The organism is Rhizobium sp. rho-13.1 (genome assembly GCF_007000305.1).
Classification (GTDB): Bacteria; Pseudomonadota; Alphaproteobacteria; order Rhizobiales; family Rhizobiaceae; genus Rhizobium; species Rhizobium rhododendri.
On sequence record NZ_SCFL01000028.1, the window covers coordinates 1 to 23,945 of the forward strand.

25 protein-coding genes and 4 pseudogenes are annotated in these 23,945 nt (G+C 53.7%); 10 read left to right on the forward strand and 19 right to left on the reverse strand.

Going from position 1 to position 23,945, the window contains the following annotated elements:
* Positions 1-185: 185 nt before the first annotated feature.
* Positions 186-710 (reverse strand): annotated as a pseudogene (locus tag EQW76_RS26705) (transposase); the annotation flags it as partial.
* 89 nt (positions 711-799) lie between these two features.
* Here EQW76_RS26705 and EQW76_RS26710 point away from each other — a divergent pair.
* The 4 genes from EQW76_RS26710 (at position 800) to EQW76_RS26725 (ending at position 3,529) form a co-directional block, all read left to right on the forward strand.
* Positions 800-1,222, forward strand: coding sequence for a transposase (locus tag EQW76_RS26710; RefSeq protein ID WP_143123423.1), 423 nt, complete (start codon positions 800-802; stop codon positions 1,220-1,222).
* Positions 1,223-1,224: 2 nt separating this feature from the next.
* A complete protein-coding gene (tnpB, locus tag EQW76_RS26715; protein ID WP_142832355.1) occupies positions 1,225-1,575 on the forward strand; it encodes an IS66 family insertion sequence element accessory protein TnpB in 351 nt (116 codons plus the stop codon).
* 46 nt (positions 1,576-1,621) lie between these two features.
* Positions 1,622-3,273 (forward strand): IS66 family transposase gene (locus EQW76_RS26720; protein ID WP_142832354.1). Its coding sequence is split into 2 segments (ribosomal slippage): positions 1,622-3,092 and positions 3,092-3,273, totalling 1,653 coding nucleotides; the frame shifts between segments, so codons are not numbered across the junction.
* 19 nt (positions 3,274-3,292) lie between these two features.
* Positions 3,293-3,529 (forward strand): hypothetical protein, encoded by a 237-nt coding sequence (locus EQW76_RS26725; RefSeq protein WP_142832353.1) that lies wholly within the window; start codon positions 3,293-3,295, stop codon positions 3,527-3,529.
* 80 nt (positions 3,530-3,609) lie between these two features.
* On the opposite strand, the pseudogene EQW76_RS26730 reads toward EQW76_RS26725, so the two are convergent.
* Positions 3,610-4,440: pseudogene (locus tag EQW76_RS26730) on the reverse strand (IS701 family transposase); the annotation flags it as partial.
* 270 nt (positions 4,441-4,710) lie between these two features.
* Here EQW76_RS26730 and EQW76_RS26735 point away from each other — a divergent pair.
* Positions 4,711-5,271: a hypothetical protein gene (locus tag EQW76_RS26735; RefSeq protein WP_142832352.1), complete on the forward strand. Its 561-nt coding sequence runs from the start codon at positions 4,711-4,713 to the stop codon at positions 5,269-5,271.
* On the opposite strand, the gene EQW76_RS26740 is transcribed toward EQW76_RS26735, so the two are convergent.
* From EQW76_RS26740 to EQW76_RS26750, 3 genes are all read right to left on the reverse strand, one after another.
* Positions 5,268-7,028 (reverse strand): hypothetical protein, encoded by a 1,761-nt coding sequence (locus tag EQW76_RS26740; protein WP_143123424.1) that lies wholly within the window; start codon positions 7,026-7,028, stop codon positions 5,268-5,270. The two genes, EQW76_RS26735 and EQW76_RS26740, sit on opposite strands and share 4 nt — an antisense overlap.
* A 132-nt stretch (positions 7,029-7,160) precedes the next feature.
* Entirely contained in the window at positions 7,161-8,663 is a 1,503-nt protein-coding gene (locus tag EQW76_RS26745; protein WP_142832350.1) for a VirE2 family protein, read from the reverse strand.
* Positions 8,664-8,670: 7 nt separating this feature from the next.
* Positions 8,671-8,865 (reverse strand): hypothetical protein, encoded by a 195-nt coding sequence (locus EQW76_RS26750; protein WP_142832349.1) that lies wholly within the window; start codon positions 8,863-8,865, stop codon positions 8,671-8,673.
* Positions 8,866-9,286: 421 nt separating this feature from the next.
* Here EQW76_RS26750 and EQW76_RS26755 point away from each other — a divergent pair, with 421 nt between their 5' ends.
* Both EQW76_RS26755 and EQW76_RS26760 read left to right on the forward strand, forming a co-directional pair.
* The gene (locus EQW76_RS26755) at positions 9,287-9,982 is read left to right on the forward strand and encodes a conjugal transfer ATPase VirC1 (protein ID WP_142832348.1); all 696 of its coding nucleotides are present in this window, start codon (positions 9,287-9,289) and stop codon (positions 9,980-9,982) included.
* A 2-nt stretch (positions 9,983-9,984) separates the two neighbouring features.
* Positions 9,985-10,590 carry a VirC2 family conjugal transfer protein gene (locus tag EQW76_RS26760; protein WP_142832347.1) on the forward strand — a complete coding sequence of 202 codons (606 nt, stop codon included), beginning with the start codon at positions 9,985-9,987 and terminating at the stop codon, positions 10,588-10,590.
* A gap of 20 nt (positions 10,591-10,610) precedes the next feature.
* Here the strand turns inward: EQW76_RS26760 and EQW76_RS26765 are convergent, their stop codons facing one another.
* The 13 genes from EQW76_RS26765 to EQW76_RS26825 form a co-directional block, all read right to left on the reverse strand.
* Entirely contained in the window at positions 10,611-11,336 is a 726-nt protein-coding gene (locus EQW76_RS26765) for a response regulator (RefSeq protein ID WP_142832356.1), read from the reverse strand.
* Between the two features lie 278 nt (positions 11,337-11,614).
* A complete protein-coding gene (virB11, locus tag EQW76_RS26770; RefSeq protein WP_142832346.1) occupies positions 11,615-12,655 on the reverse strand; it encodes a P-type DNA transfer ATPase VirB11 in 1,041 nt (346 codons plus the stop codon).
* A gap of 13 nt (positions 12,656-12,668) precedes the next feature.
* Complete coding sequence (gene virB10, locus EQW76_RS26775) at positions 12,669-13,811, reverse strand: type IV secretion system protein VirB10 (RefSeq protein ID WP_142832345.1); 1,143 nt, start codon at positions 13,809-13,811, stop codon at positions 12,669-12,671.
* The gene (virB9, locus tag EQW76_RS26780) at positions 13,808-14,689 is read right to left on the reverse strand and encodes a P-type conjugative transfer protein VirB9 (RefSeq protein WP_142832344.1); all 882 of its coding nucleotides are present in this window, start codon (positions 14,687-14,689) and stop codon (positions 13,808-13,810) included. Before virB9 ends, virB10 begins: the two co-directional genes overlap by 4 nt.
* Positions 14,686-15,399, reverse strand: coding sequence for a type IV secretion system protein VirB8 (locus EQW76_RS26785; RefSeq protein WP_143123425.1), 714 nt, complete (start codon positions 15,397-15,399; stop codon positions 14,686-14,688). The genes virB9 and EQW76_RS26785 overlap by 4 nt, the downstream gene beginning before the upstream one ends.
* A complete protein-coding gene (locus EQW76_RS26790) occupies positions 15,396-15,554 on the reverse strand; it encodes a type IV secretion system lipoprotein VirB7 (protein WP_142832342.1) in 159 nt (52 codons plus the stop codon). The genes EQW76_RS26785 and EQW76_RS26790 overlap by 4 nt, the downstream gene beginning before the upstream one ends.
* Positions 15,551-16,486 carry a type IV secretion system protein gene (locus tag EQW76_RS26795; protein WP_142832341.1) on the reverse strand — a complete coding sequence of 312 codons (936 nt, stop codon included), beginning with the start codon at positions 16,484-16,486 and terminating at the stop codon, positions 15,551-15,553. Before EQW76_RS26795 ends, EQW76_RS26790 begins: the two co-directional genes overlap by 4 nt.
* A gap of 145 nt (positions 16,487-16,631) precedes the next feature.
* Complete coding sequence (gene virB5, locus EQW76_RS26800) at positions 16,632-17,294, reverse strand: pilin minor subunit VirB5 (RefSeq protein WP_142832340.1); 663 nt, start codon at positions 17,292-17,294, stop codon at positions 16,632-16,634.
* A gap of 250 nt (positions 17,295-17,544) precedes the next feature.
* Positions 17,545-19,914, reverse strand: coding sequence for a VirB4 family type IV secretion/conjugal transfer ATPase (locus EQW76_RS26805; RefSeq protein WP_142832339.1), 2,370 nt, complete (start codon positions 19,912-19,914; stop codon positions 17,545-17,547).
* Positions 19,914-20,240 carry a type IV secretion system protein VirB3 gene (locus tag EQW76_RS26810; protein WP_142832338.1) on the reverse strand — a complete coding sequence of 109 codons (327 nt, stop codon included), beginning with the start codon at positions 20,238-20,240 and terminating at the stop codon, positions 19,914-19,916. Before EQW76_RS26810 ends, EQW76_RS26805 begins: the two co-directional genes overlap by 1 nt.
* Positions 20,240-20,605 carry a pilin major subunit VirB2 gene (gene virB2, locus EQW76_RS26815; RefSeq protein ID WP_142832337.1) on the reverse strand — a complete coding sequence of 122 codons (366 nt, stop codon included), beginning with the start codon at positions 20,603-20,605 and terminating at the stop codon, positions 20,240-20,242. The genes EQW76_RS26810 and virB2 overlap by 1 nt, the downstream gene beginning before the upstream one ends.
* Positions 20,602-21,318, reverse strand: a complete 717-nt coding sequence (locus EQW76_RS26820; protein ID WP_142832336.1) for a type IV secretion system lytic transglycosylase VirB1 — start codon at positions 21,316-21,318, stop codon at positions 20,602-20,604. Before EQW76_RS26820 ends, virB2 begins: the two co-directional genes overlap by 4 nt.
* Before the next feature lie 229 nt (positions 21,319-21,547).
* Positions 21,548-21,769 (reverse strand): hypothetical protein, encoded by a 222-nt coding sequence (locus EQW76_RS26825; protein ID WP_142832335.1) that lies wholly within the window; start codon positions 21,767-21,769, stop codon positions 21,548-21,550.
* Between the two features lie 321 nt (positions 21,770-22,090).
* Between EQW76_RS26825 and EQW76_RS26830 the strand changes: the two are divergent.
* A pseudogene (locus tag EQW76_RS26830) lies at positions 22,091-22,414 on the forward strand (transposase); the annotation flags it as partial.
* Between the two features lie 26 nt (positions 22,415-22,440).
* Positions 22,441-22,641, forward strand: a complete 201-nt coding sequence (tnpB, locus tag EQW76_RS26835) for an IS66 family insertion sequence element accessory protein TnpB (protein ID WP_161991094.1) — start codon at positions 22,441-22,443, stop codon at positions 22,639-22,641.
* Here the strand turns inward: tnpB (EQW76_RS26835) and EQW76_RS26840 are convergent.
* Positions 22,609-23,073: pseudogene (locus tag EQW76_RS26840) on the reverse strand (transposase); the annotation flags it as partial. The gene tnpB (EQW76_RS26835) and the pseudogene EQW76_RS26840 sit on opposite strands and share 33 nt — an antisense overlap.
* A gap of 519 nt (positions 23,074-23,592) precedes the next feature.
* On the opposite strand from EQW76_RS26840, the gene tnpB (EQW76_RS26850) reads away from it, so the two are divergent.
* Complete coding sequence (gene tnpB, locus EQW76_RS26850) at positions 23,593-23,838, forward strand: IS66 family insertion sequence element accessory protein TnpB (RefSeq protein WP_143123426.1); 246 nt, start codon at positions 23,593-23,595, stop codon at positions 23,836-23,838.
* Positions 23,839-23,945: the final 107 nt, after the last annotated feature.

The window sequence follows — 23,945 nt, forward strand, 5'->3', positions numbered from 1 at the left end:
AATCATGGAGGCCTATAGATTCAGAACTTGTAAAAATACGCAACTGTAATGCTAGATTGACCTGCCGGTTCTGATCTTATGGCATGGGGTGGCGGCCTTCGTGTTGACCACGGACAGAAGCATGATCCTGGTGACGAGATTTTGGTACTGAGGGACTTGACGAACAAAGGCCCATTACAGAAGCTCTACTTTGGCAGAATTGAATTTTTCCTTTGAAAGTGCTGTTGACAATGCGGACATCGGATCTGTGCTGTTGGTACAGCAAGCGCATTGATCACGGCTCGACGGACGGCTGGCAAGGTCGGTTCAGGCGGCCCACGGCGAACTTGTCGCTTCTTTTTTTCCCGCTTTGCAGTTTGCAATCTCTGGTGCTGGAGAAAAGCATAAGCGATCATCGTCATCAGAGCGTGCCGATGTAGGCCTTGCCACGATCGGCCCTCGAAGTGATCGAGACCGAGCTCCTCTTTCATCTGCTGATGCGCCTGTTCGCAGACCCATCTCGCCTTAATCGCGGCCGCCAGCACTTTCAATGTCGCATCGACCGGCAAGTTGGACAGATAGTATTTGCGCTCGTCGTTTGATCGCCATTCGCCAACTAGCCAGGCTGCTTCGCCCGGCATGTGCTGCTGTCCCTTGTCATAGATGCGCTGCGGCGTGCCATCGGCGATCCGGATGCGCAATGCTGCAAACCGTGCGGTCAGGCGACTTTTGCACGCATCCGAGGAAGGCCGTCTTGTACGGATGAGGAATATGGAAGAGCACTGGCTATATCGACGTCAATATAGCCGGTGTTGTAGCCATGGACATTATCAGAGACCGTAAACAGGTGAGCCGCCTTGAGATTGTGGACAGCGGTCGGCGCCGCCGGTTCAGTGACGAAGCCAAGCTTGCGATTGTAGCAGAGAGCCTCTCTGCTCCCCGGCAGGTGACGGTTACAGCCCAGCGCCATGGGATCACCCGCTTTCAGTTGAATAGCTGGCGCAAGGTGGCGCGGGAAGGAAGGCTTGGCAATGGTTCATCGGAAGGGTTTGTTCCAGCCCTGGTCGTTCCGGAACGCACCGTGCCAGGTGAAGATGCTGCGCAGATAGCTCCCACAGAATGCCGGACGCCGAATAGCAGCCGTATGGAGGTGGTGATCGCAAACGGTCGGCGCGTCGTCGTTGATCAGACGGTCGATGTGAAAGCGTTGTTGCGGATCATCCGCGGCTTGGAGACACTTTAACTATGAACCCGTTTCCGATGGGCACAACCGTGAAGGTTTGGCTGGCGACTGGCTATACGGACATGCGGCGCGGCTTTCCATCTTTGGCCCTTCAAGTGCAGGAAATCTTGAAGCATGACGCGCTGAGTGGTCACCTTTTCTGCTTCAGGGGTCGTCGTTCTGACGTGATCAAGATCATCTGGCATGACGGATTGGGCGCCTGCCTGTTTACCCGGCGGCTGGAACGAGGGCGGTTCATTTGGCCAAACGTGGAAGGTGGGGCGGTAACAATCTCGACAGCGCAGCTCTCCTATTTGCTGTCCGGAATTGACTGGCGCAATCCGCAGGAAACCTGGCGGCCGACGCGCGTTTGAACGTGTTTCCTGTTGAAATTCCTTCAAAATCTGATTCAATTGCGTCATGGAACCGCCGATTTCTCTTCCGTCAGATCTTGCCAGCGCTCACGCGGCGCTGCTGGCTGAACGCGAAGCGCGGCTGAAAGCCGAGGCCGAAGCAGCCAACGCGAAAGCGAAACTGTCGAGCACCGAGGCGCTGATAGCGCAACTGCAATTGCTGATCGGAAAGCTGGAACGCGACAAGCATGGGCCGAACCGTGAACGAACAGCGCGTCTGATCGATCAGTTGGAGCTGCAGCTCGAGGAGCTGGTGACGGCGGCGACCGAGGACGAAGTGGCAGCCGAAGCTGCCGCCGCCAAAGCCCAATCGTCGGTGCGAGCCTTTACCCGCAAGAGGCCGGTGCGCAAACCCTGGCCGGAGGATATCGAGCGCGAACGCATCGTCATTGACGCTCCCACTAGCTGCGGGCATTGCGGTGGTGAACGACTGTCAAAGCTTGGGGAGGATATCACCGAGACGCTGGAGGAGATCCCGCGCCGCTTCAAGGTGGTTGAGACGGTGAGGCCGAAGTTTACCTGCCGGGATTGCGAGGCGATCAGCCAGTCGCCGGCTCCATTCCATGTGACGCCACGCGGCTTCCTCGGCGCAAATCTGCTTGCGACGATCGTGTTCGACAAGTTCGGGCAGCACATTCCACTCAATCGGGAGAGCACACGCTTCAAGTGCGAAGGTATCGAGCTCTCGACCCAGACACTGGCGGACCAGGTGGGCAATGTCACCGCTGTCGTCCTGCCGCTATTCGACTTGATCGAAACCCATGTGTTCCAGGCCGAACGGCTTCATGGCGACGATACGACGATCCCAATCCTCGCCAAGGGGCAATGCACGACAGGGCGGATCTGGACCTATGTTCGGGACGACAAACCTTTTGCTGGTCCTGCGCCGCCTGCTGCGGTGTTTTATGCCACCAGCAACCGACGCGGCGAGCACCCGCAAAGACATCTGGCTGAGTTTGGCGGGATACTTCAGGCCGACTGTTACAACGGCTTCAATCCACTGTTCGACCGGACGAAGAAACAGATGCCGGTGACACCAGCCTTCTGCTTCGCCCATGCGCGTCGAAAGTTCTTCGAACTCGCTGACGTCTCTCGTCGTGCGCGCCGGGGCCAAGGGGCCAGGCCAATCTCTCCTGTGGCGCTGGAAGCCATCAAACGCATCGATGCGCTCTTTGCCATCGAGCGCGAGATCAATGGTATGACTGCCGACGAGCGTCTCGACGTGCGACAGGAGAAGAGCAAGCCTATCCTGGAGGCGATGGAGGATTGGCTGCAACACGAACGTGCTGTCCTATCGCGATCCTCCCCCCTGATCCAGCCGATCGATTACATGCTCTCGCGTTGGTCCGACTTCGCCCGCTATGTGGACGGCGGTAGAATTTGCATGACGAACAATGCCGCGGAAAGAGCGTTGCGCAGTGTCGCTTGCGGCAGAAAATCCTGGCTATTCGCCGGTTCCGATCGCGGTGCTGACCGCGTGCCGTCATGCTCACTCTGATCATGACGGCACGCCTGAACGACGTCGATCCCAAGGCATGGCTCGCCGACATCCTTGCTCGCATCGCCGATCTTCCCGTCTCGCACCTGCACAAATTGCTTCCATGGGAGTGGAAAAACCTCCGGCAGATTGATAACCCGGTTTCTCTGCAGGTCGCCTGATGGAGAAAGGGATCAACAAATGGGATATAGAAGCTCAACTCTCTACACGCTGAAATACGTGGCCGAAATGCTCGGTGAAGACGAAGACTTCCTGCACGAATGCTCGATCGAGATGTTCTCCGAAGACGGCTGCCTAAGTGCCTATGACAACTTTCCAGCGTCCGAATTGAGCGAGCACATTGTCCTCTTCTCCGAAGACGGCATCGAGAACCTCAAATACATCATCGAAGCCCGTAAGGACGCCGCCGGCGCATAAGAACCAGCGCAATCCGATCAGACTAGCCCGGCTCCGATACGCGCGCGAGGCCCTATCTCGCGGCCGTCCTCGGATGCTTACCGACCTTTTGTGCCGCGGCGCCAACTGACCTTCTTCCAGCTTGCAGATGCCAACATCGTTTCGGCGGCAACCGAAAGGGTGTCGGGGATCGAATGCTTGCGAGGACGGCCATGACCGGAGACGGGAAAGATCAATTTGACATCATCGGGATAGACCTTCTGATGCTTGGGGATACCGACCGCCCAGGTGAGGCCACGTTCACTTAAGCCCTTTCGGAACGCAGCCGACAGGCCGTAACCTGCGTCAGCCAGCACTGTGCCAAACCGGACACCGGTCACGATCAACCGATCGATCTCGGCAAGAGCAATCTCCGGCTTCGTGCGAGAGGTCCGCATGTCGTCTGGGACCCCAGCCTTCGCCATGCGCTCCTGATCACCGATCCAGCTATCCGGCAGGAACAGACGCAGGCCAACCGGGACCGGCACCTCGTCTCGCGCAAGCGTCACCGACACCAGCGTCTGGCAATTTGCTCTCTTGCCCAGCATCGAGGCATATTGCGGCGGGACTCCGACCGAATGATCACCCTTCTTCGGCAGGCCGGTGTCATCAATCACCAAAAAAGCATCGGATGCGCCAACTATTCTGTCCGCCTGCAGCGCGAGCTCGGCCTCAAGAGGAACAGCATCCCAAAGGCCGTCGGAAATGAAATGGTGGAGGCGGTCGTACTGGCCTGGAGCGAACCGTTCCGCCATCGGCTCAATACTCTTGCGGTCTCCGGGACCGATAAGTCCCGACACATAAAGTGGACACATCTGTCGCCGTTTCTTGTGTCCAAGCTTGTTCAGAAATGGCTGCAAAAATGTTGAAAGCTCCGTATCCCAATCTGCCATATTGCGCCCCAAAAGTGAGAGCGCAAATCATCTCAAACCAGGCTTGCCCGAATCTGCCAAAGTAGTACTAGCTTCCCTCTTGGCAGCAGTGTCCGCCATACCCCTCGTGATGCTCTCAGCTCCTGAAACCCTGCGGCGCATCATGATCGGCGAACGCCGGCCTTTGCCGCAGAAGAAGGCGTTATGGATGGGCCGATAAACTGATGTTTCAGGTAGGCTTTTAAATTGAAACCGGTGCGTTGGATATCAATATCTCGTACGAGATGCTCGATGAAGCGCTGCCAGTTGACCATGAAACTTTATCACCTAGGCGGTGGCGCGCTTCTTGACCTCGGCATCTATCCAATCTCGTTTGCGGTGGACATACTCGGAATGCCGACCTCCGTTTCTGCCACGGCACGCTTCAAGGACACAGGCGTCGACGCCGAAGTCGTGACGATCATGCAGCATTCCGCAGGGGCGGTATCATCGACGGTCTCTGCGCTGGATATCGGCATGGCGAACACCGCGCAGGTATTAGATAAGAAGGCACGCATAGAGATAGACGACAGTTGGTATACGCCCACATCCTTCTGCGTTGTCGATCATCAGAATGTCGTCCTGGAGGAATTCGACAGCCCGATCGTCGGACGCGGAATGCAATACCAGGCGCAGGAGATGGAGCGGCTAGCAAGGTGGTCCGGTTCCTCATCGCTGATTCCGCCTGAGCAATCAGTCGATATCATGACTCTTCTCGATCTGATCCGAAACCAGATCGGACTGGTCTATCCGTTGGAGAATAGCCCGTCATGTCTGCCTACTGACCAATTTCCCGCATTGTTTCGATCCTAGCGACAGTTTGCGGCGCTTCTGTCTCGATTAGCGGATCGGTTAAGGATATCCGATCTTGCATCTGATAGAGATTGAGGTAGCGGCGCATTGACCACTTCTCTCAGGAGAGCCTGTTTTTCTGTTTCCGACATCGTGTTGCTCTCAGTGTTAAAGTTGAAACGCAGTGTTGGTGGCTCTGACATGCTCGGTTCACCAAACAGAGCCTGGAGATCACCAGCACCATGTAAAGAGGAAGATGTCGATCGATCTTCAGCCGTGGCGCTTTTCTCGTCAGTCGTGGTGGATTTTGCCAGATTATCGTCTGGTTGGATCGGCCTGGGCATTACGGAAGGGTTGTCGGTTAAATGTCTCTCGAAGCTTTTTTCCTCCAGAGGGTTAAAGACAACAGGCAAAGGCTGATACTTCAGAATGTTTGCCAACTCGTGTTCCTGCGCAATCTTACCAACATCAGTAGATTGTAACAAATTTGAATCTCGAGCGGGTGATGGCTCACCGAATAGCAATTGCGCATCGAACGTCTTGGGGATCGGCCACGAAGCGAGTTTTTCGTGTTCAAGACCGGCAGAATCGGGCGTTTTGGTGTGTGGAACAAATTCCTGAATGGGTGCGGTCGGTTTATTCAAAGGAGTGTTGGCCAAAGCGCTTTCGGTCCGCCCCTTTTCCGCTGGATGTCTCAGAACCTCTTCAAAACGCTCGTTCCAGGTCTTCATGTGTTCGGCAAATTGCGTCTCACGCAAATGCCAATCATTCGACTCACGCTTGCTCAGATTCTTGTATCTGCGTTGGACAGTCACCCCGAGGAACGTGTGCGATTCTCTTTTTACGTCCTTGTTGATGTAGTCGACCTCATGCTTATAAAGCTTCCCGAAAGAATGTTTTGCCCGTTTCAGCATCCCGGTGTTTGAATCATATACCGCCGAGCGCTTGTTAAACAGCCTCCTGTGGCTCAATATATCACGGGCAACTTCCTTTCCGTCATGGTCAAGCAAGGACCGATGTGACTTCGAGAATGCGCCCCCCAGCTTGCGACTGTACGTCTCGGATGTTTTACGGTCCCCGGCTTTGATCTGCCTCATGGACGAAAAGGAGCTTTTGCTGCTGACGAGTTCAAGATTGCCGTTGTCATCGCGCTCGAAAGTCTCCGACTTTCCTCCCTTTCGCCGAGTGAGTTTTCGATAAATCCGGTTGTCAGCGCGACTTCGGTAGGGCGCACTCATTTCCTCCGAAACAGGTCGGATCAATGCGCTTCCAAGACGTCGCTTGTTGACATACCGTGTGCGGATCATCTGACCGCCTTCTCTTTTCCAGTCTTCCAGCACGCGTCCGCGCAAGTCTTTCTTCTGCCTAGCCTGTAACTTCCCATTGTCGTCGAAGACATAGCTGCTGCTGCCACGGAAGCCTTTTCTTTGATAGGTTTTTAGGTCAATTGCCCCCGAATGAAGGTTGCGCTGAAAAACCGTCCTGATTTTTCGCACGATACCGTGCTCACGGGTCAATTCGCCCTCTTTTTCCACTGAAAGCCGCTTGTTTCCAAGGCGCTTATAGCTTATCTCGCCCACAGGCCCATCGAGTCGGTCCATCAACCGAAAGTCGGCGGCGTATCTTTCTTGCTTTCCAGATGTCTCGAAACGAGAGCGGAGGTCAATTGCCTTTTGTTCTACCGCCAATGCCACCTGCCTCTGCTCAAAGGCGCGCTTGGCAGATCGCCTCTTTCCCAACGCGCGACCCGGAACAGCTTTTTTGCTTATACTAACCATGACGTAGCCCTTTCATGAACAGGTGGATTCGAGAAACGTCCGATGAGGGACCACACGAGGAAAAAAGCAAAACTTGCACCTCGTGTGAAGACAACATCCCTGCTTCACCGCAATCAGGATAACACTGGTGTGTTAGAGACTGTTGATAGACGACCCGCGAGGCCGCTCTTCCAAGTTTCGCCTGCTATCGCGAATAGGACGAAGAGCTGGCTCAGGTCTGGTGGCCCCAAGTGAATAAGTATTCTCATTCATGCTGATGGCCTGTGCAGCATCATCAGGCAATCTCTGCTTTTGACGCTTATATTCCAGAAGGCTGGTATAGTTTCCCGTTCGCTGCCCCTTGTCATTCCGATCTGCCACGAAGATATGCTTTTCCGTAATTGATTTTCCGTGTTCTTCATTCAAGGTGCGAGCATCGTGCAATTGGGGACCGATCGAGACGAGCACGGGTGGCTTCAAGTGGTTTTCTTCGATCTGCGTCTCCAGGCTTTTGCTTTGTAGAGCCATTGAGCGTGGCAGATTGACCTGCTCCAGTGCCTTCTCACAATATTTGGGATCCGCATAGTGAACCTTGCCAGGCGCCATATAATGGTTTCCATCGCGCGCAAGAAGTTGGACCCGGTCCCAATACTCACCTTTTTTCAATGCCTCTGCCCAGGGGGAGCCGGGAGCGCTTTCCATCAAAAACTTGACGCTGATGTAGCGATCTGGCGTCATCCCTCCCTTCCCGTCATTGACCCTGCCGATATTGACAACAGCAAGCGGTAACTCCCTATTGTGGGCACGGTTCTCTCCTGCAAACTGCCCGAATCGGATGTCGGCTTTGCCTGCTTCCCAAGCCTCAAGATAGTTTGAGTCATGCATAATGCCGGAAACGGACCGCAGCTTTATTTCAGTTTCTGGTCCGAGCGCCTGCTTGATGTGACTTTCAAATTCAGAGAAGGTTTTGCCAGTAAACTTGTCTCCGCTGAACCGATTTACAAAATGTACCACATTCTGCTTGGTTTTGATCATGATATCCGGCAGTTCTGAACCGGCTTGAAATGGGTGTTGATATCTTTTCTCGACTTCTCTGGGCCCATTCGACGTTTGGATAAACCGGTCTTCCGGGTTCTTTATCTTGTAATTTTTATCAAGAGCTACGCTCTTGTCGGCTTCATAAAAGATCTTTCTGCCTGTGATGCCCATAGCATCGTGTTCTCGGTTCCAGATCGCCAACCTTGATTTCCAACGCTCGCTATTGCTTAGCCCATCAGGAACTTCGATCTTGTTAAATGCCAAGGGTGCCGGGTAGTAATTTCCGGCCTTGTCTCGATAGAGGCGGCAGCTAGCGTCGAATTCACCCGGTGTCGGCATAGTCGCAAGACTGCCCTTGGCTGTTCCGACGAATTTGCCAGGAGCAGCCTTATTCACCAGGATATACTCATCGTCACGCCTACCGCTGTCTGGCAAGGGCGCATCTAAGGCAAATTTGAGATTTGCATCGACAACTTTAGGATCTGTGACATTCCCGAAGGACGAACTTGAGGGTGCGTCGGGCATTTCATGATCATCTTCAGTTTTGACAATCCCTAGCTTGAAGCGCTTCCGGCCACTTGCCTCGATATCATCCTCAGGGTTTTGGGAGATCGGCATAGCTTTATCACCCTTGCTTGTTGGAGTTGTCAGACGGGACGGGGCACCGACGAATAAATTTTTCAAGCCGAATCATTTCACGGTCTTCCTCAGAAAATCCGCTTTCTTCTTCATCCAAATCATCACTCAAGATAGTGTTATCTGTTTCTGTGCCGCTTGGACGATTTAATAAAACATCGTTGTCACTAAGGTTGAATTTCAATTTGGATCTCCTTGGGCTTCATTACACCTACTGATGTAATAATAACAAAAATGAGCTGATTTTCAGATTATATCCTATTTTTTGATGTTTTAAATTTTTAAATGACTTCAAATGTAACAGATCATATTCTCTGTTACTGGTCGATTATGCTGCCGCATGTCATTTTGATGCATCCAGCGTGTGCAGGTGTCGCCGCTCTAGCGCGATGATCCGATCCAGAGGCACCTGATGCATCACGAGAGACGTCAAATAATATAGGATACAATTTTAAATTTTCTAAGCTCGAAAGACTATAAAAACAACCTTCAAGCTACAGATGAAATACAAAAGCAATCGTTCCGAAATACTAACGACACACACCTGGGATATTAGCGGTTGAAAAATCTAGGCTACCTTAGAATAACGAAGGTGAGGGAAGGAAATGAAGCTTATTACATGTTGTTCATTTAAAGGAGGAGCGGGAAAAACGACGGCGCTCATGGGGTTGTGTGCCGCCTTTGCCAGCGCCGGTAAAAGCGTAGCTTTGCTGGAAGCGGACGAAAACAGGCCACTCAGCCGCTGGAGAGACAACGCGCTGCGGAGCAATACATGGGATCCTGCATGTGAAATATTCATTGCCGACGAGATGACTCTTCTTGAGGAGGCGTATGAACATGCAGAGCGTCGCAATTTCGACTACGCCTTGGCCGACACCCATGGTGGCTCCAGCGAATTGAACAACACAATTATTGCGAGCTCGAATTTCCTGCTTATTCCCACCATGTTAACACCGCTGGATGTCGATGAAGCGCTCGCGACCTATCGCTATGTTATTGAGTTGTTGATAAGCGAAAAAATTACGATTCCGACAGCGGTGCTCATTCAGCGCATGCCGGTTGGACGCCTCACGACGTCGCAACGCGCGATGTCGGATATGCTGGAAAGTCTTCCGGTTCTTGCCGCACCATTGTATGAGAGAGATGCTTTCGCAGCGATGAAGGAGCGCGGCATGCTCCATTTGACGCTCCGCACTTTGGAGGCCGATCCGACGATGCGCTTGATTGAACGCAATATTCGGACCGCAATGCAAGAACTTCTGGATCTTTCCAGACTTGTTGTACAGGTTCTGGAGGGTTGACTATGGGAATTCGCAAACCCGTGTTGTCCCCCTCCGAAGCGAGACGCCTTGCTGCTTCGAGGATCATTGACGGCGATCCCGGCAAAGCAATTCTGCCTGTCGTTTCCTTCGTGAACAATACTGATGCGGACCATCGTGGAAATACATTGCAGGGCACAACATCCCAAAACACGCTTCGGACGCGCTCCCCAAAGCGGCTTGCGTCAACTAACAGTGCGGCTGATTTTGGCGGGGGCGGGAAAATACAAATATTCTTGTCGGCTTTCGTGCCGGCACAGGGGGTATCGCCAATATTCGACAGGTTGAGGCAGCAATATTCTCTGAAAAAGTCACTACAGATGATTATGTGGCGCGCGCTGCGAGACTACGAAGGACTCCTTGCCAACGGATCCTTTCGTGTCACCGCGAAAAGCTATCCAGTGCTTGGCAACGAGGTGGAACAATCTGTGCTCGTTTGCACCTCGCACATGGTTCCCATACCGCTGGTTCGAGTAGCCCGCACTTATTTTGATCCCCTGGGCCTTGAGACAGGGCGCTCGTTCGGCCGAAAGCTTGCGACAGCGGCACTGGCACATTTTTTCAGTCAGGAGAGTAGGACGGACCATTGATCCTCCTCTCCTGAATGGCTTCAGGCTGCCATCGCTCCGCCTTGGGAAACTTCCACATCCGCGTCGAACATGTACCCTGCACCCCGAACCGTTTTCACCAGCGAAGGATTAGCAGGGTTTGTCTCCAACTTCCGGCGCAGCCGCAATATGAGAACGTCGATGCTACGGTCGTATACCTCTTCCTCTCGCACGCGACACGCGAGCAATAGCTGCTCTCTGGACAAAACATCCCGTGGCTTTTCCAAGAAAGCGACAAGAAGATTGAATTCTCCCGAAGTCAGCTTGATCTCGAGATGGTTCGAAGACGTTAAACGGCGTTGTTTCAGATTGAGCGTCCATCCATTGAAGTAGAAGCATCGCCGGTCTTTACAGCGGTGATTGCCATTATGACTGCGCAACGCAGCACGGATGCGGGCAAGGAACTCCCGCGTTCCAAATGGCTTGGCTATGAAGTCTGTTGCACCAAGCTCCAGAGCGACAACTTTGTCGGCTTCGTCAAGCCTGTCCCCACTAATGATGATGATCGGGATATCGCAGCTTGCGGAGAGTTTTCTAACGAGTTCCAATCCATCCTCACGGCCAAGATTAAGATCGATGATGACAATATCGACCATGTCGGAATTCAGAATGCGGTTGAAGTGATTGCTGTCACCAACTGCCGTCACCCTAAAGGCATGCATCTTGAGAAAGTCAATGATAAAGTGACGCATCGCGGCGTCGTCATCTATGATAAGAACGTGTTTCAATAGATCACCTTTCAATGAAGTTTCCAGGGTGCTGCAATTATTGTTGAAGAATTGCTCCCGCACCTATTGCCATCTCATTTATGATCATTAATGCTTGCTAGACGACCCTCCCTGCCTTTATTCGCGGTAAATTCCTGGTCTTTCATGGCGAAATAACGGCAGTGGCATTAGCCTTTCGTCGCATGGAACCATCGTCAACATCCTAATGAGGTTCCGTACTCGTAGACGGAGACCACCGGCCTCTCTCAACAAATTCGTTTCTTTAGCATTGCTTAGCTTCAGTGCTGCACAAGAAGATCGGCTACGGTTTCTCCTCGCCTGCGCGCATCAGCTGCCAGCCATATCTCTCCGACTTCAAACGTGTCGTTGTGCGAACGAAAGGGCACGATGACATCAATGACAGCCGAGAGCATATCCATCAGCGTGCGATCTTCCAAAGCCGCGCCCTGCGGGCTAGCCTTGACCAGCGAAAACAATTTCTTGAACCCTTGAACGGGATTTGCACCATGAATTGTCGAAATCGAACCTGGATGTCCTGAAACAACTTCACTCAGATAAGCCCAGGCTGCGTCATCACGCATCTCTCCGAGCAAAATCCTGTCCGGTCGCATCCGCAGGCTTGCCTGCAAGAGGTGCTCGGCAGTAATCGCTCCTAGCCCTGCACCGTTTTTGGAATAAAGCAGCCGCACGTGATTTTCGTGAGGGATTGTTAGTTCAAGAGTATCTTCAATGGTGATCAACCTTTCATGGGGAGGAATAGCTCCGATCAACGTCTTACTCATCGTCGTCTTCCCACTGCCCGTCGGTCCGCAAAGCAGTATAGTAAGCCGACCTGTTACGCATTCATGCAGAAAGGCTTCCAGATCTCCCGTATCGTAGTGAGACAAAATCTTTTGATCTTTATGCTGCTGACCAAGCGTGCGCGTATGCCACTGGTTCCAACGCGAGACGTCATAGCGTGACGAAACCTCATTCAAGGCCGAAACCCGCGAGCCTGGGCGACGTATCGTTAAACTCAGAGTTCCGGACGGAACCGTCGGCGGCAGGCATATCTGTAGCCGTTCGCCATTGGGAAGTTCGGTAGAACACAGGGGATTCCTTGGCCCCACGTCTTGCTTGCGTAATGCACCGGCCAAAATGGCGATATCCTCAAGGTCATCGTAAGTGAGAGCAAGGGGATGCTTGGCAAATACTCCCGACTGGCGCACGAAGGCTTCTCCGGGTCGATTGATCGCAACCTCTTCCGTTAAGGGGTCGTCAAGCCATTCCAAAACCGGGCTCAGGAGAAAGCGTAATTGTGGGTCTGCCTCAGTGTGCATTCTGGTCTCCAGTTCACTTGCGGTTAAGACGGTGTGAAGGCAGGTGCTCAGGCCGTGCATTTGCCACGCCTCCAATCACTCGCAGCTGATATATGCTTGAGAAATCCAGGTCCCGTGCGACGAATATGGATACGGTGTCGCCTTGGTTCTTCTTTAAGGTCGAAGGAATGTTAATAGTGGACTTCAGCGCAGTGTTGGCGACTTGCTCACCATTGTTTTGAAAGTTATTGAAACTCGTGCCATCGCCGGAATGGGTTGCGAGGCTGGTTGAAGCTTGGAACGCACCTTCCACCAGGCTTAGCAGAATTGCGCCGCCAAACCGCTGCCAGAAATGATTATCGACCTTGCCAGGTAAGCCTGCGCGGCCAAGCTCGTCCGTACCCGGCGAGGAAAGTGTGATGACTGCATGTCCTGGCGTTTCAGCGCGGGTCCATAGCACGAAAACGCGCTCATCACCCTGCTGCAGGCCGCGTTGAATTTCTCCCACAACAGTCGTGCCGCGGTCAATAAGGACCACATTGCCGGTTGCTCCACGAATGTCCTGGGGCAACACGCATTTAACATAGCCGGCCAGATTGGTATCAATTGCTGTCTGAAGAATGCAGGGTATGATGTTTCCCTGCGTTATCAGGAAATCCGGATGAGGCAAACGCGCGGCCTGACTTGGCTGCAATACAGTCGGCTTCATGCGGATTGAAAGATCGTTTTCAGCAGGAGGCTCTTCCTCCCGTATGTCAGCCCCTGCCCTGTCACGCCCATGCTCGTCTTCAGAAGAAGTATTGCTCACACTGTTCTGCTCGCCCCCGCTATAAGCAAATATCGGCGTTTCCTCTGGACGCACCTCATGGCGTTCTTGGGCGCGCGGAGCAGGCAACACATCGTTTGTCTGTTGTGGAGGCGGTGGGGTGACAGTCTTATAGGGCACATCGATCGGCGCGGGGCGAAATGGCTTTGTGTTGGCATCGATCATGCTCTCTCGAGAGGAGGCATCAGTCTTCTTTTTCGAGTATGCGCCAAGCCAGATGAGCGCGAAGGATATTAACAGGACCGCAGTCGCAACGAGGAGTTTCTGAGACCCGGAGAGACGCTTCCGATGGGGATCGGAGACAATCGATCCAGATGCATCTACGTCGTGTGGCGGTTGCACATCCATCATCGCGCCTCCTTGAAGACGCGAGCAACGTCAGGCCTGACTGTACCGGTGCCCGACTTGCGCCCGATCGGATCATATGCCGTGTTCCAGATGCACAGCACCGTGTGGCCGTCTCGCAGGCGCCAACCGCGTGAAACGGATGCGATTTCCACATAGTCGCCCTTTACGGCGTAGTTTGCTACGGCTTCCTTTCCGTCCGGGTTGACAGAATAGATCGACGGTATGCGGGTATTGCCCGGAAAGCGGAACACGGTGCTGAACCCGTTATCGAAAACCTCCAGCGGCAGCAGGGAGTGATCACCCTGTGCAACATAATGCCAGTTGCTTGTTTGGGAAGCTTCCGTGCCGAATGGCCGGTTCAACAAACTCTGCGCGCTCTGTTGATATTGCTCTTGCGCCTTCATGCGGTCGGATGCCGCTTTCTGTTCGGCTTGCCTTCGCTGTGCCGCAGCAACGTCGGAGGGATAGGCAAACTGCACACTGTAGTAAAGATCCGCCTGATCCTTATCCAGGCGCGCCATTGTTCGGCTCGAAATACTGAAAACATAACGTCGGCTTCCCGCCTCTCCCGCAGTCAGGACAATAACAGGCTGCGGCGACAGCACCTTGCTCGCCTTGAAGAAAAGATAGTTTCCACGCGGCAGCGCTGCCAGATCCTTGCTATCCGACACCGCTACGGCAGTAACGGTTTCATTGGCTGCAAAAGTCACGACCAGTGTCGCTCCGACTGCCGTGGACAGGCGCACGACCTGATCGGGACTATAGGCCAGAGATCGCATGCGCGGATCAAGTCTGCCTGCTGTGGGGGTGTCTTCCGCATAAGCACTGGCCGACAAAACGATGAGAAACCACCAGAATATGGTAAAAATCTTGGAGATCATGGTTGACTACGTCCCGTGTTCGAAACTGTATCCTCCGAGGCCTGATAGGATGTGACCATCAAGCCACCCGGATTGGTCAGCCTCATTCGTCCTGGAAGACTGGTTGTCTTTTCGTAGCGTATCGTTGCAGTCCAGGTTGTGATGATTGATGCCTTGCCATCAAAAACCAGGGTTCGCTTGTAGCGGATCTGCTGAACGCCCGATATGATGTCGGTGGAGGCGATGTGCTCGACCTCGGCCTTACCGCGTTTTCCGATCGTCACTTGCGGCGAAGCCGGATTGGGATAGTTGAAAAATTGTTGATATTCCTGCCGCACGTTTGGCGCGCTGAGTGCAGACACGAGATCGTAGGAGTACTGTGCGGTATCCACCGTGAAGCTCTCACGCAAGCGGACATATTCCCAGAGCGATGCGTTCACGACTGCCTGCTCCTGAGTAGCAGGCAACTGGGAAACCGAAACCTCACTGTCAATCGTTCCGTCTGGCCGCACCCACAGGTAAACCGGAACAAGCCTTGAAAGGGGAACCATAACAGAAATCGTGACAGCCTGTGCGACGTTCCCTAAAATCGCCAGGCAAGCAATGGCGACAAAAACCTTGGAAATACGTCTGGCTGATTTGGCGCGCGCAGTTTGAAAGGCCTCAACTTGCTTATAGTGTTCAGCCAGGGACTCGCGTTGTACCAGAAGCGCGTATTCGGCATCTTTCATGGTGTAATTCCCGCATCGGTAGGCTTGAGATCAGCGGGAGAGGGTTGCCATCGCCCTGTGTTCAAAGAAAAGATCGGCCCGCTGCACGATGCCAGTTTGTCGTTTGTCTGACATGAAGCCAGACAAAGGCTTAATATCACTAGGAAATACTTCATCGACTCCCTCCATTGGCGGATCGTGGATTTGCTGTGACTCGATTGGTTTGCGTAATACGGCGACTGAGGCTGTTTGCGCTCTGTCCACCGCCGCTCCAGTAGCTACCGCCAATATTCCCCGCGATTGCAGGAAGGGCCAGAATAAGGGCGTTGCCCGTTAGAAAGAACATGTCCAGCTCGTAAAGACCAATGATCTTTGCGGCAGTGGTCCCGGCGGTGATGACTACGGTCAGGATTAGCGCCAGCCCGCCAGCTTCTGTTAGAATTACGATTGTTGCGACGATGTTCAGCAGAAGAAGAAGTATTCCGTAAGTGATGAGTTGGCCGATCCATTTTGCCGCAATATCCCGTGTGCGATCAAAAAGATAACCGACGAGCACCAGCGGCCCGATCGCGAGAAGAACCTTGGTAAGGATCCCCACGGCATCGTAGGTGCCGAACGCTACCCAGAGTGTTCCATAAAAAATCCACTGTGCGCCCTGGAATGCCAGAATGTCCTGCTCGTTCTGTGGGCCTATTTCCGATGCGATTTTCTGGAAGGCCGCCTGTGCTATGGCGAATACTCCATCCAGCTGCGCGGGAATTGTCTCCAAAGGCAGGTCGGATGCACTAAATTTTTCAACGAATTGTGGAATTGTATCTTCGAAAAATGCAGCCACGTATTGGTGATAATCTGCTTGCTTGAGAACAAGGGACACCACTATCGAAACCATGATGACACGGGTGATGCCGTTGCGCGCATCAATCTCGCCACGTATCACCAGAACGCCTTGAACCATGATCCAAAGCGTGACGCAGGCTAACAGAGGAGCACTGACCGCGTTTTGTATGTCATCCAGCAAGGTGTTAAGCCCCACAGTGAACGCTGTGTCGAATACTGTGTGTATCGCAGTGAATGGAGCAGGAATGCTCAAAGAAACATTCACAGCCATCTTTCCCTCCTGTCGTTCTGAGAGAGCATCGGACCGAAAACCGATTCCAACTTTTCGGTCCGATGCTGAAGAATGCTTTTTGCTTGGAGTCAGGGTCAGAGTGAGCCAAATGAACTCTGAAGGTCATGGTTAGCTCGCCATGATTTTAATAAAGAGGCGAGAAAATCCGCGCAGTTTTTTGGTGTTCGTCTCGCTGAACAGCAGCTTCTTCGGCTTCGTGAAGGCCAGACTGCGCAGTCGTCATCGTCAGGAGGTTCGTGGCCTGAACATTCTGAATAATTGCATCGTGTATGTGCTTGAGAAGCAACCCGTTTAAAACCGTCGCTTGCATGATGTTGCGTGACCGGGAAAGCTGGCCGGCGGTCTTGCTGTTGGCATCCAGCCGCTTGTCCATCGCATCGAGATTTTCGGCGGCTACGCCGATGGCATTTGCCGCACCGGTGATTTGCTCACGCAGCAGGTCGGCCTCTGCATCACTGCCCGACACCTGCCGGTCGTTATCCGATGTAATCGCGCGCGCAACATCCGAGTTAGTTCCATTGGCAGAAAACATCTGCTCTTCGAGCATATTTGTCGAAGGATACTGATTTTTTTGATCAAGGGCACTCATCAAGCCCACAACGCCAAAAGCAGACGTCAAGACCGTGACCATGGTGATCATTTGTTCAAGATTGGAGGCCGTAGACAATGCGGTTGCTAGAGTTTCACTCTCGGTTACCGGATCGCTGACAACAAACTGAGCCTTGGTGGGAGTGGATATCAGCAGAGACGCGACAAGAACTGTTAAGCCAAATTGTGCAGTTTTCATAACATGTATCCTTTCGTCACCACATCTCACGCCGATGCCAATCTGGAAAAGCGCGATGGATGGATTTGATGCCTTGGACCTCTCACTGCATCGTTGTTGGTGTGCAGTGCCCGAACGGCCGGGCGTTTATATCGGTTTGTTTGCATCTCCCGGACGAGTGTCTCGACCCGGACGATGCCAAAGGAATGCAACCGATGTGACAGCGGTTGACGGAGGCCGTGAAACGTGTTTCAGCCATGACCGGACACTCTTAATCGCCTGCTTCATGGTAGCGGTCCATAAATGTCTCGAGCCATGCTGAAGGATCCTCTCCGCAAGTCTTGCGAAGCTGATCCACAAACCGGACCGTATTGGCGCGCCCAGACAGAACGGCGACAAATTCACGAATATCGCGGAGATCGAACTCGCAAATGACACTGCCACTCTCTCGCTTCAGGAGAAATTTGCGGCTGCCGATCGCCATATCCTCACGCACAGCCTGGAATTCTCTTTCGGTACATTTCAGACCGTCGATATACGCAGATCGGTCGGCGGTGGGCGAAGGGTAGAAAATCTTCGTCATGCATTGTGCCACAAGACTGGCACCAAGACTGGATTCCAGCACGTGTTCCGGCTGTTGTGTCGCAAGGATCAACAGCCCATTGTTCTTGCGCACTGTGAGCAGGAACTTGTCGATGACCGAGGAGAATTTGGGGTTAAGCAAGTAGGCGCGGAATTCATCGCAACTCATCACAAATCGACGACCATCGACAACTTCCCCGATCCGGTGAAGAAGGTAAGCAGCAGCCGGCGCGCATACGTCCTCGTATTCCAGAAGATGTGTCATATCGAACCCTGTGATAGAGGGATCCAACTTGACGTCGTCGGTTTCACCGTCGAAGGCCCATCCGAGCGCGTTGTTCCGGCACCAGCGTTGCAGGCGCGCGCCGGCCCCTTCTGAAGGTCCATGCAGAAGAAACTCTCGCAGACCAGCAAGTGATCTCATCTGTGGCTCGTATGACATCTGCCGTCTTATCCCGCGCTCCAGAAGTCGGTTTTCCTCCGGAGTGATGCTGCCGCGCCCATCGCTTTCGATCAGGGCCACGATCCATTGCCGCAAAAAGTCCCGGGACATCGGCGTATTGGAAAGACCGCGCAAAGGTGCCAAGCCACTTGGAACACCTCTCCTGAGAGCAAGGTAGGTTCCGCCTGTCGCTCGCACCAACAATTCACCGCCTCGATCCTTGTCAAAGAACACCACGGTTCCACTGCGGCTGACCATGCTTTGCTCCAGCATTGCAAGCAGGAAAGTCATGAGCGTGGTCTTGCCGCGGCCTATCGGCCCGAATATCGCGGTCATACCGACATCATGCTCGTGCGGAATATAATCGAAAGCGGTTCCACCGTTTGTGCGGAAGCGGGCTATTGCATCCCCCCAGTGGCCGGATGATGAGCCTTCAGGGAAGTTCTCGAATGACACCAAACCGGCAAAATTGTGCGACGTGATTGCCCCTGGACGTGTGCGCCATCTCATATTCCCTGGAAGCTGCGACCAATAGGCCGCTTCCATGCCGATTCCTTCCTGGACGATGACGGCACCGGCGTCGGCCAGGCGAGTACGGGCTTTCGCTCCGCAATTTGCCAGTTGGTTGAGATCTTCGCCATAGACGCAAAGGCTCAGGTGATGAGAACCCATCACGAATTCACCGCTGGCCAAGGCATCTTCTGCCTCGCCCAGCGCGCTGACCTGCGTCACAGCCTTGTCGCCGGCGCTTTGCATCTGGCTGGATTTCAGGCTCAGTTTGGCGTGGGCCTGGGCGCGCGTGAGAAAAGAAAAGCTCTGGCTCAGGACAAGCGGGAAGTCCGATGATAGCAATGTATTGAGCATGCCCGGTCGGGTTTTTGCAGGATATTCCCGAAAGGAGAAGATGGAGCCGACATACCGGTCCTTAGGCGTCCTTATTTCGATAGCGCGTTTGCCGCAGATGACGCGATCCGTATAGATGGATGCGCCAAGCGATCCGCTGACCAGTGGTACCTTGGCAAATCGGCAGGTCATGATCAGCCGCAATGCTTCGCCAACCTCGCTAAACAGGACTTCATTTTTCTCCCTGATCCCGAGTCGCCGCAGGCCATACATTTCGAGAGCACCGGATACCACATGCCACACGTCCTCAATGTGGCGCATCTGGTTTGCAAGATCGCTCTCCTTTTTTTTGTGAAATCTGGCAAACCTGCCCCTGACGTTGCCGAGTGCCGTGCGCGGATGGATCATAAGAGCGAGGAAATGATCGTTTCGATAGAGATTACCCGAAAGCACACGCTCTTCGAAAGCATGATCAAGACGCGCTGCAAAGACACTCCGAAAATTCCGTGGAGGCGGGGGCCTCACATCGCTATGACGTACGAGATGGGCATAGATCGACACATTGTCATCCGCAATGTTGCGGAAAAGCGTATTGAAAGCGCGTGCGCGCGCATTGCGCGTTTCATTGTCTTCCAGCTCAAAGGCAAGACCGCTGACATGCGCCATCGTCATAATCGATCCGTCTGCGAGAAGCACGACATTGTCATTGAGATGACCGACATAAGGCAGATAGACTTCGCCAGATCTCTCAGCTGTACCACTATTGCCAAGCATCAGGCTATTCCTCTTCCCCGCTTTGGTACCTTGATTGGATTGGGGCTAACACTGGCTCCTCCCCAAGTCGCTCCATCGACACTCCTGCCCGCCGTCTGCAAGAACAGCAAAACAACGCTGGCGGCATTGTAGTCACGCTCGACAATAAGCCGCGCGGCGAGCCACAACGGAATAAGGATCATTTCGTAAAGCGGGTTCTGCACTATGACGATGACAAACCCCGCCATCATCATGAACAATCCGGCCATTGTAAGCGGGACGCCTAGAAACAGCGCTGGCCGCGTAGCTGCCAGATAGAGAGTTGATTCCTCTAAACGTTCTCTCATCAGCCGCCACCTCCCGTAAGCGTCTGCCCCAGAAAACTGGCCCCAAACATGATCACGATGCCTCCGACAACGCCGGCGACCAGACCGAGCGAGGCACGGCCGAACATCCAGGACACACCGATGGCAACAATCCCGAGTACCGCGAGCGACTGTCCAAAAGGACCAAGGATAAACGTACATATGTTGTTTACCATAGCCGTCGGGTCAGTCCCCCCCGAAGCCTGTGCCGCAGCCGGTCTAGATAAGACGGCGCTTATTGCGACGGTCGTGACAACGGCTCGGGCACAGGTAGCGACATGCCGCACTGCCCGTTGCACAGCGCAAAAAAACTTTGATTGTTGTCTGTCGTCCAATGCATGCATCATGCACCTCCATCCTTTAAGTCGAGCAAGATCTGGTTTTTATGTTCAGAAACAGGCGGATCAGAACCACGAAGATCGGGCGGTACGGATGGCAGACGCTGCTGATCGTAGGTTTCCCAAACGTTCCACGTCTCTTCCATCCTATCGTCACCATTTTCGTTTTTTGAAACGTCACTCAATGCTGGAACAAGTTGTTGGGCTGCAACTTCAACCCTGCGTACATACCCGTTTGCAAACCCATCTTGCGGATCGCCGGTGTTGTACATCGAGAGCGCTTGACGGAGAGATTGTTGCCTTTCCTTGGTCGTCGTGCCTCCACGGTAACTCTTGACGAGAATCCTGGCTGCAGCTGATAAGGACGGGCATGGCTCAAAGGCTTCTCCGATTGACAGGCGCAAGGTCGAGAAATTCGCTGAGTTGATTTGCATTAATCCGACATCAATGGAATGACCCGCCTGAAGTCGATCGCTGGCGCTGCGAATGGCTCGCGCCTGCTCATTCCAGTGAAGGGTCTCGCCCGTCGTGTTGTCGTGCATGGCGAGCGGATCCAGCTGGCTTTCAACTTTAGCAATTGCCGCAAGCGTAGAAGACGCGACAGATGGCCCGCACTCTTGGGCGTAGCGGTCAAATGTCATCAAAGAAAGGGGAGCCGCCGCTGCGGGCTGAATCATCAATGCCCACAAAACCGTGGAGAAGCCGCCTGTTGTTTTCAACATGCACAATATCCTCGCATCCGTTACCGCCGTTGCGCCTTGTTGAAAGGAACAACTACATCTGACGAGATTGATTGTGCGAGTAGCCTGTTACGTTTCGATTTTGAAACACTGACTTCATGTTTCAATTGAAAGACGAGCGCAATGCAATGGAGTTTGACTTGATGTTTATCGTAAACCAAAGGTTGTTTTAATTGTAAAAGCGCTCAATGATCAGAACCAATGTGCCCATTTAAGGCGACCTATAGGAGATGATGCGCCATGGCTGCCTTTCAAGATTCCGCCGGGCGTCGCGGCAATGGTCGACAATATCTCGGTAGGATTCGAAAATCTCGTTCGAGAGCCCGTTCTGGCGCATCAGCTGGCAGAGGTTTTCGACCGGGTTCAACTCAGGCGACTTTGACGGCAGGGGCAGGATCGTGATATTTTCAGGAACCACGAGATTGTTGGACATTTGCTATCCCGCCTCATTCATGATGATGGTGGCGTGCGCGTCGTAAGCGATATGACGGGAGATTTAGGGACGTCATCCTCTGCCTACCTTGATCGCTTGTCGCGAGACCTCAAGCACAGCGCGAAAGTGCTGAAGCTGTTGCACTTTCATGAAATCGAACTCTGGAGTAACCGGTGTTTTACCCCCACATTGTCGTCAAACGCCTGATGTGTGATCGACAGACCATGGACGAGCGACAAGGAGTTTCTCTATGGAGTCTACGTTGAAGGTCGTCACAACGCGACGGAGCAGGGGTGAGGCGCATAGCATCGCCAATGGCCGGATGAGGTCAAGGCACGGATCGTTTCAGAGAGCTTGCGACCAGGCGCAACGGTGAATGAAGTAGCAGGACGCTACGGCCTGAAGGCCAACCACCTGTCGTCCTGGCGCACGCTGGCGCGGCAGGGCAAGTTGTTGTTGCCAGAGCCGGAAAACGCGGTCGAGTTTTCGGCGATCGTCATCGAGACGCCAGCGCCAAAGCAGCCGACGGTCAAGGCCGCCACGCGCGCCGAGATCGTCCTGGGTCCAGTCACCATTCGTCTTGTGGATGGTGCGTCTGCTGGCCGGATATCTGCCATCGCCCGAGCTCTGGCGGCGGCGACATGATCTTTACGTCGAACCGTGTCAGGATCATGGTAGCGACCAAGCCCGTAGATTTCCGCAAGGGCCATGACGGCTTGGCGGCGCTGGTGAAGAACGAACTGCACAACGACCCGTTCACCGGAACGGTTTTCGTGTTCCGGTCTCGCAAGGCGGACCAAGCTGATCTACTGGGATGGCTCAGGAATCGTCATGGCCTAAAAAGCACTTATCTGTTGCCGGTGAACCCGTAGTGTCTCGACAGCAGCAGCGCGAGCACGAACAAGATCGCGCATAGCTTCATGGCTTTCGTCGGGGACCCACACCGCCGTTAGCTCGCCGGCTCTTAATAGCCGGGCGAGCGCGAGTGAATCTCGACGGTTCGTCTTCACACGGTCGCCGGGCTTCCTCGGGATCAACGACGGGGCTACAACAATACATTCATGGCCAAGCGACCGGATCAGCCGATGTAGACCATAGCCCGTCGGGCCTGCCTCATAACAGAAATGCACGCGATCAAACTTTGCGGTTATTCGCTGGATTACGCGGCGCATGCTGGCAGGTCACGTCGCCTCAACCTCACCGAAATACCGAACCTCTCCGTCCCGGCCAGATTCGGCAACAGAAATAGCATTCTTCAGCTTTGCGACGTCGATTCCAACAAAAGCTTCTCTATAATCTGCCACGGCTCGTCCTCCTGTGATGAGGATCGGCTCGGTCTGTCCGAGCAACCGTGAGCGTCCGGTGAGCCGGTTTTGGTTAGGTGCGGAATTAGCTCAAGTTACGACACAGATGATTCATTTGTGACGTAACAGGGTATGAATGGCCAAGGTTGAGATCCTGACGGGTGCCGAGCGACAACGTCGTTGGTCGACAGAACTGAAGCTTTCGATATTGCAAGAAGCGTTCAGCGCGGATGGGAGCGTTTCCGATGTAGCGCGCCGGCACGACGTTCTTCCGCAACAGATATACGCGTGGCGAAAGAAGTTCTCGCCACCCGACTTGAAGTCTCCAGAGACCGTATCGTTCATCCCGGTTTCTCTTATCGGAGCGTCGGAGAGCCCCAGCGATGGTTCCACGAGGAGCAGTGTGCGGTCGAGGCGCAAAGACGTTGAAATCGTCCTGAGGAATGGCCGCTTACTGAGAATTGCAGCGGACATGGATCGCGAGGTGCTATCGTCGCTTGTCGCTTGTGTGGAGGCGGCATGATCGGGCCTTCTGGGAATGTGCGGGTCTATTTGGCCTGCGGAGTGACGGACATGCGGCGTGGCATTGATGGACTGTCGGCGCTCGTTGAGACGGCTATCAAAGAGGCGCCGGGCTCCGGCGCAATTTTCGGCTTCCGCGGAAAACGCGCCGACCGGATCAAACTTCTGTGGTGGGACGGCCAAGGGTTCTGCCTGTTTTACAACGATCGGCGTTCATACTACACCTCTTTCCTCGTCAGTTGATGTTCTTGGCTCTGTTTGCGTTTGTTGATACGCAGCAGCGCGATCTTCGAGTATTCCATCGGCTGCATTGCTTTTGCGGCAGGTCTCCATCGGCGATTTCGTACAGG

Coding starts and splice junctions, on each gene's coding strand:
- EQW76_RS26710 (WP_143123423.1), top strand. CDS start 800: ATGGACATTATCAGAGACCGTAAACAGGTGAGCCGCCTTGAGATTGTG.
- tnpB (WP_142832355.1), top strand. CDS start 1,225: ATGAACCCGTTTCCGATGGGCACAACCGTGAAGGTTTGGCTGGCGACT.
- EQW76_RS26725 (WP_142832353.1), top strand. CDS start 3,293: ATGGGATATAGAAGCTCAACTCTCTACACGCTGAAATACGTGGCCGAA.
- EQW76_RS26735 (WP_142832352.1), top strand. CDS start 4,711: ATGAAGCGCTGCCAGTTGACCATGAAACTTTATCACCTAGGCGGTGGC.
- EQW76_RS26740 (WP_143123424.1), bottom strand. CDS start 7,028: ATGGTTAGTATAAGCAAAAAAGCTGTTCCGGGTCGCGCGTTGGGAAAG.
- EQW76_RS26745 (WP_142832350.1), bottom strand. CDS start 8,663: ATGCCGATCTCCCAAAACCCTGAGGATGATATCGAGGCAAGTGGCCGG.
- EQW76_RS26755 (WP_142832348.1), top strand. CDS start 9,287: ATGAAGCTTATTACATGTTGTTCATTTAAAGGAGGAGCGGGAAAAACG.
- EQW76_RS26760 (WP_142832347.1), top strand. CDS start 9,985: ATGGGAATTCGCAAACCCGTGTTGTCCCCCTCCGAAGCGAGACGCCTT.
- virB11 (WP_142832346.1), bottom strand. CDS start 12,655: ATGCACACTGAGGCAGACCCACAATTACGCTTTCTCCTGAGCCCGGTT.
- virB10 (WP_142832345.1), bottom strand. CDS start 13,811: ATGATGGATGTGCAACCGCCACACGACGTAGATGCATCTGGATCGATT.
- virB9 (WP_142832344.1), bottom strand. CDS start 14,689: ATGATCTCCAAGATTTTTACCATATTCTGGTGGTTTCTCATCGTTTTG.
- EQW76_RS26785 (WP_143123425.1), bottom strand. CDS start 15,399: ATGAAAGATGCCGAATACGCGCTTCTGGTACAACGCGAGTCCCTGGCT.
- EQW76_RS26790 (WP_142832342.1), bottom strand. CDS start 15,554: ATGAAGTATTTCCTAGTGATATTAAGCCTTTGTCTGGCTTCATGTCAG.
- EQW76_RS26795 (WP_142832341.1), bottom strand. CDS start 16,486: ATGGCTGTGAATGTTTCTTTGAGCATTCCTGCTCCATTCACTGCGATA.
- virB5 (WP_142832340.1), bottom strand. CDS start 17,294: ATGAAAACTGCACAATTTGGCTTAACAGTTCTTGTCGCGTCTCTGCTG.
- EQW76_RS26805 (WP_142832339.1), bottom strand. CDS start 19,914: ATGCTTGGCAATAGTGGTACAGCTGAGAGATCTGGCGAAGTCTATCTG.
- EQW76_RS26810 (WP_142832338.1), bottom strand. CDS start 20,240: ATGAGAGAACGTTTAGAGGAATCAACTCTCTATCTGGCAGCTACGCGG.
- virB2 (WP_142832337.1), bottom strand. CDS start 20,605: ATGATGCATGCATTGGACGACAGACAACAATCAAAGTTTTTTTGCGCT.
- EQW76_RS26820 (WP_142832336.1), bottom strand. CDS start 21,318: ATGTTGAAAACAACAGGCGGCTTCTCCACGGTTTTGTGGGCATTGATG.
- EQW76_RS26825 (WP_142832335.1), bottom strand. CDS start 21,769: ATGTCCAACAATCTCGTGGTTCCTGAAAATATCACGATCCTGCCCCTG.
- tnpB (WP_161991094.1), top strand. CDS start 22,441: ATGGTAGCGACCAAGCCCGTAGATTTCCGCAAGGGCCATGACGGCTTG.
- tnpB (WP_143123426.1), top strand. CDS start 23,593: ATGATCGGGCCTTCTGGGAATGTGCGGGTCTATTTGGCCTGCGGAGTG.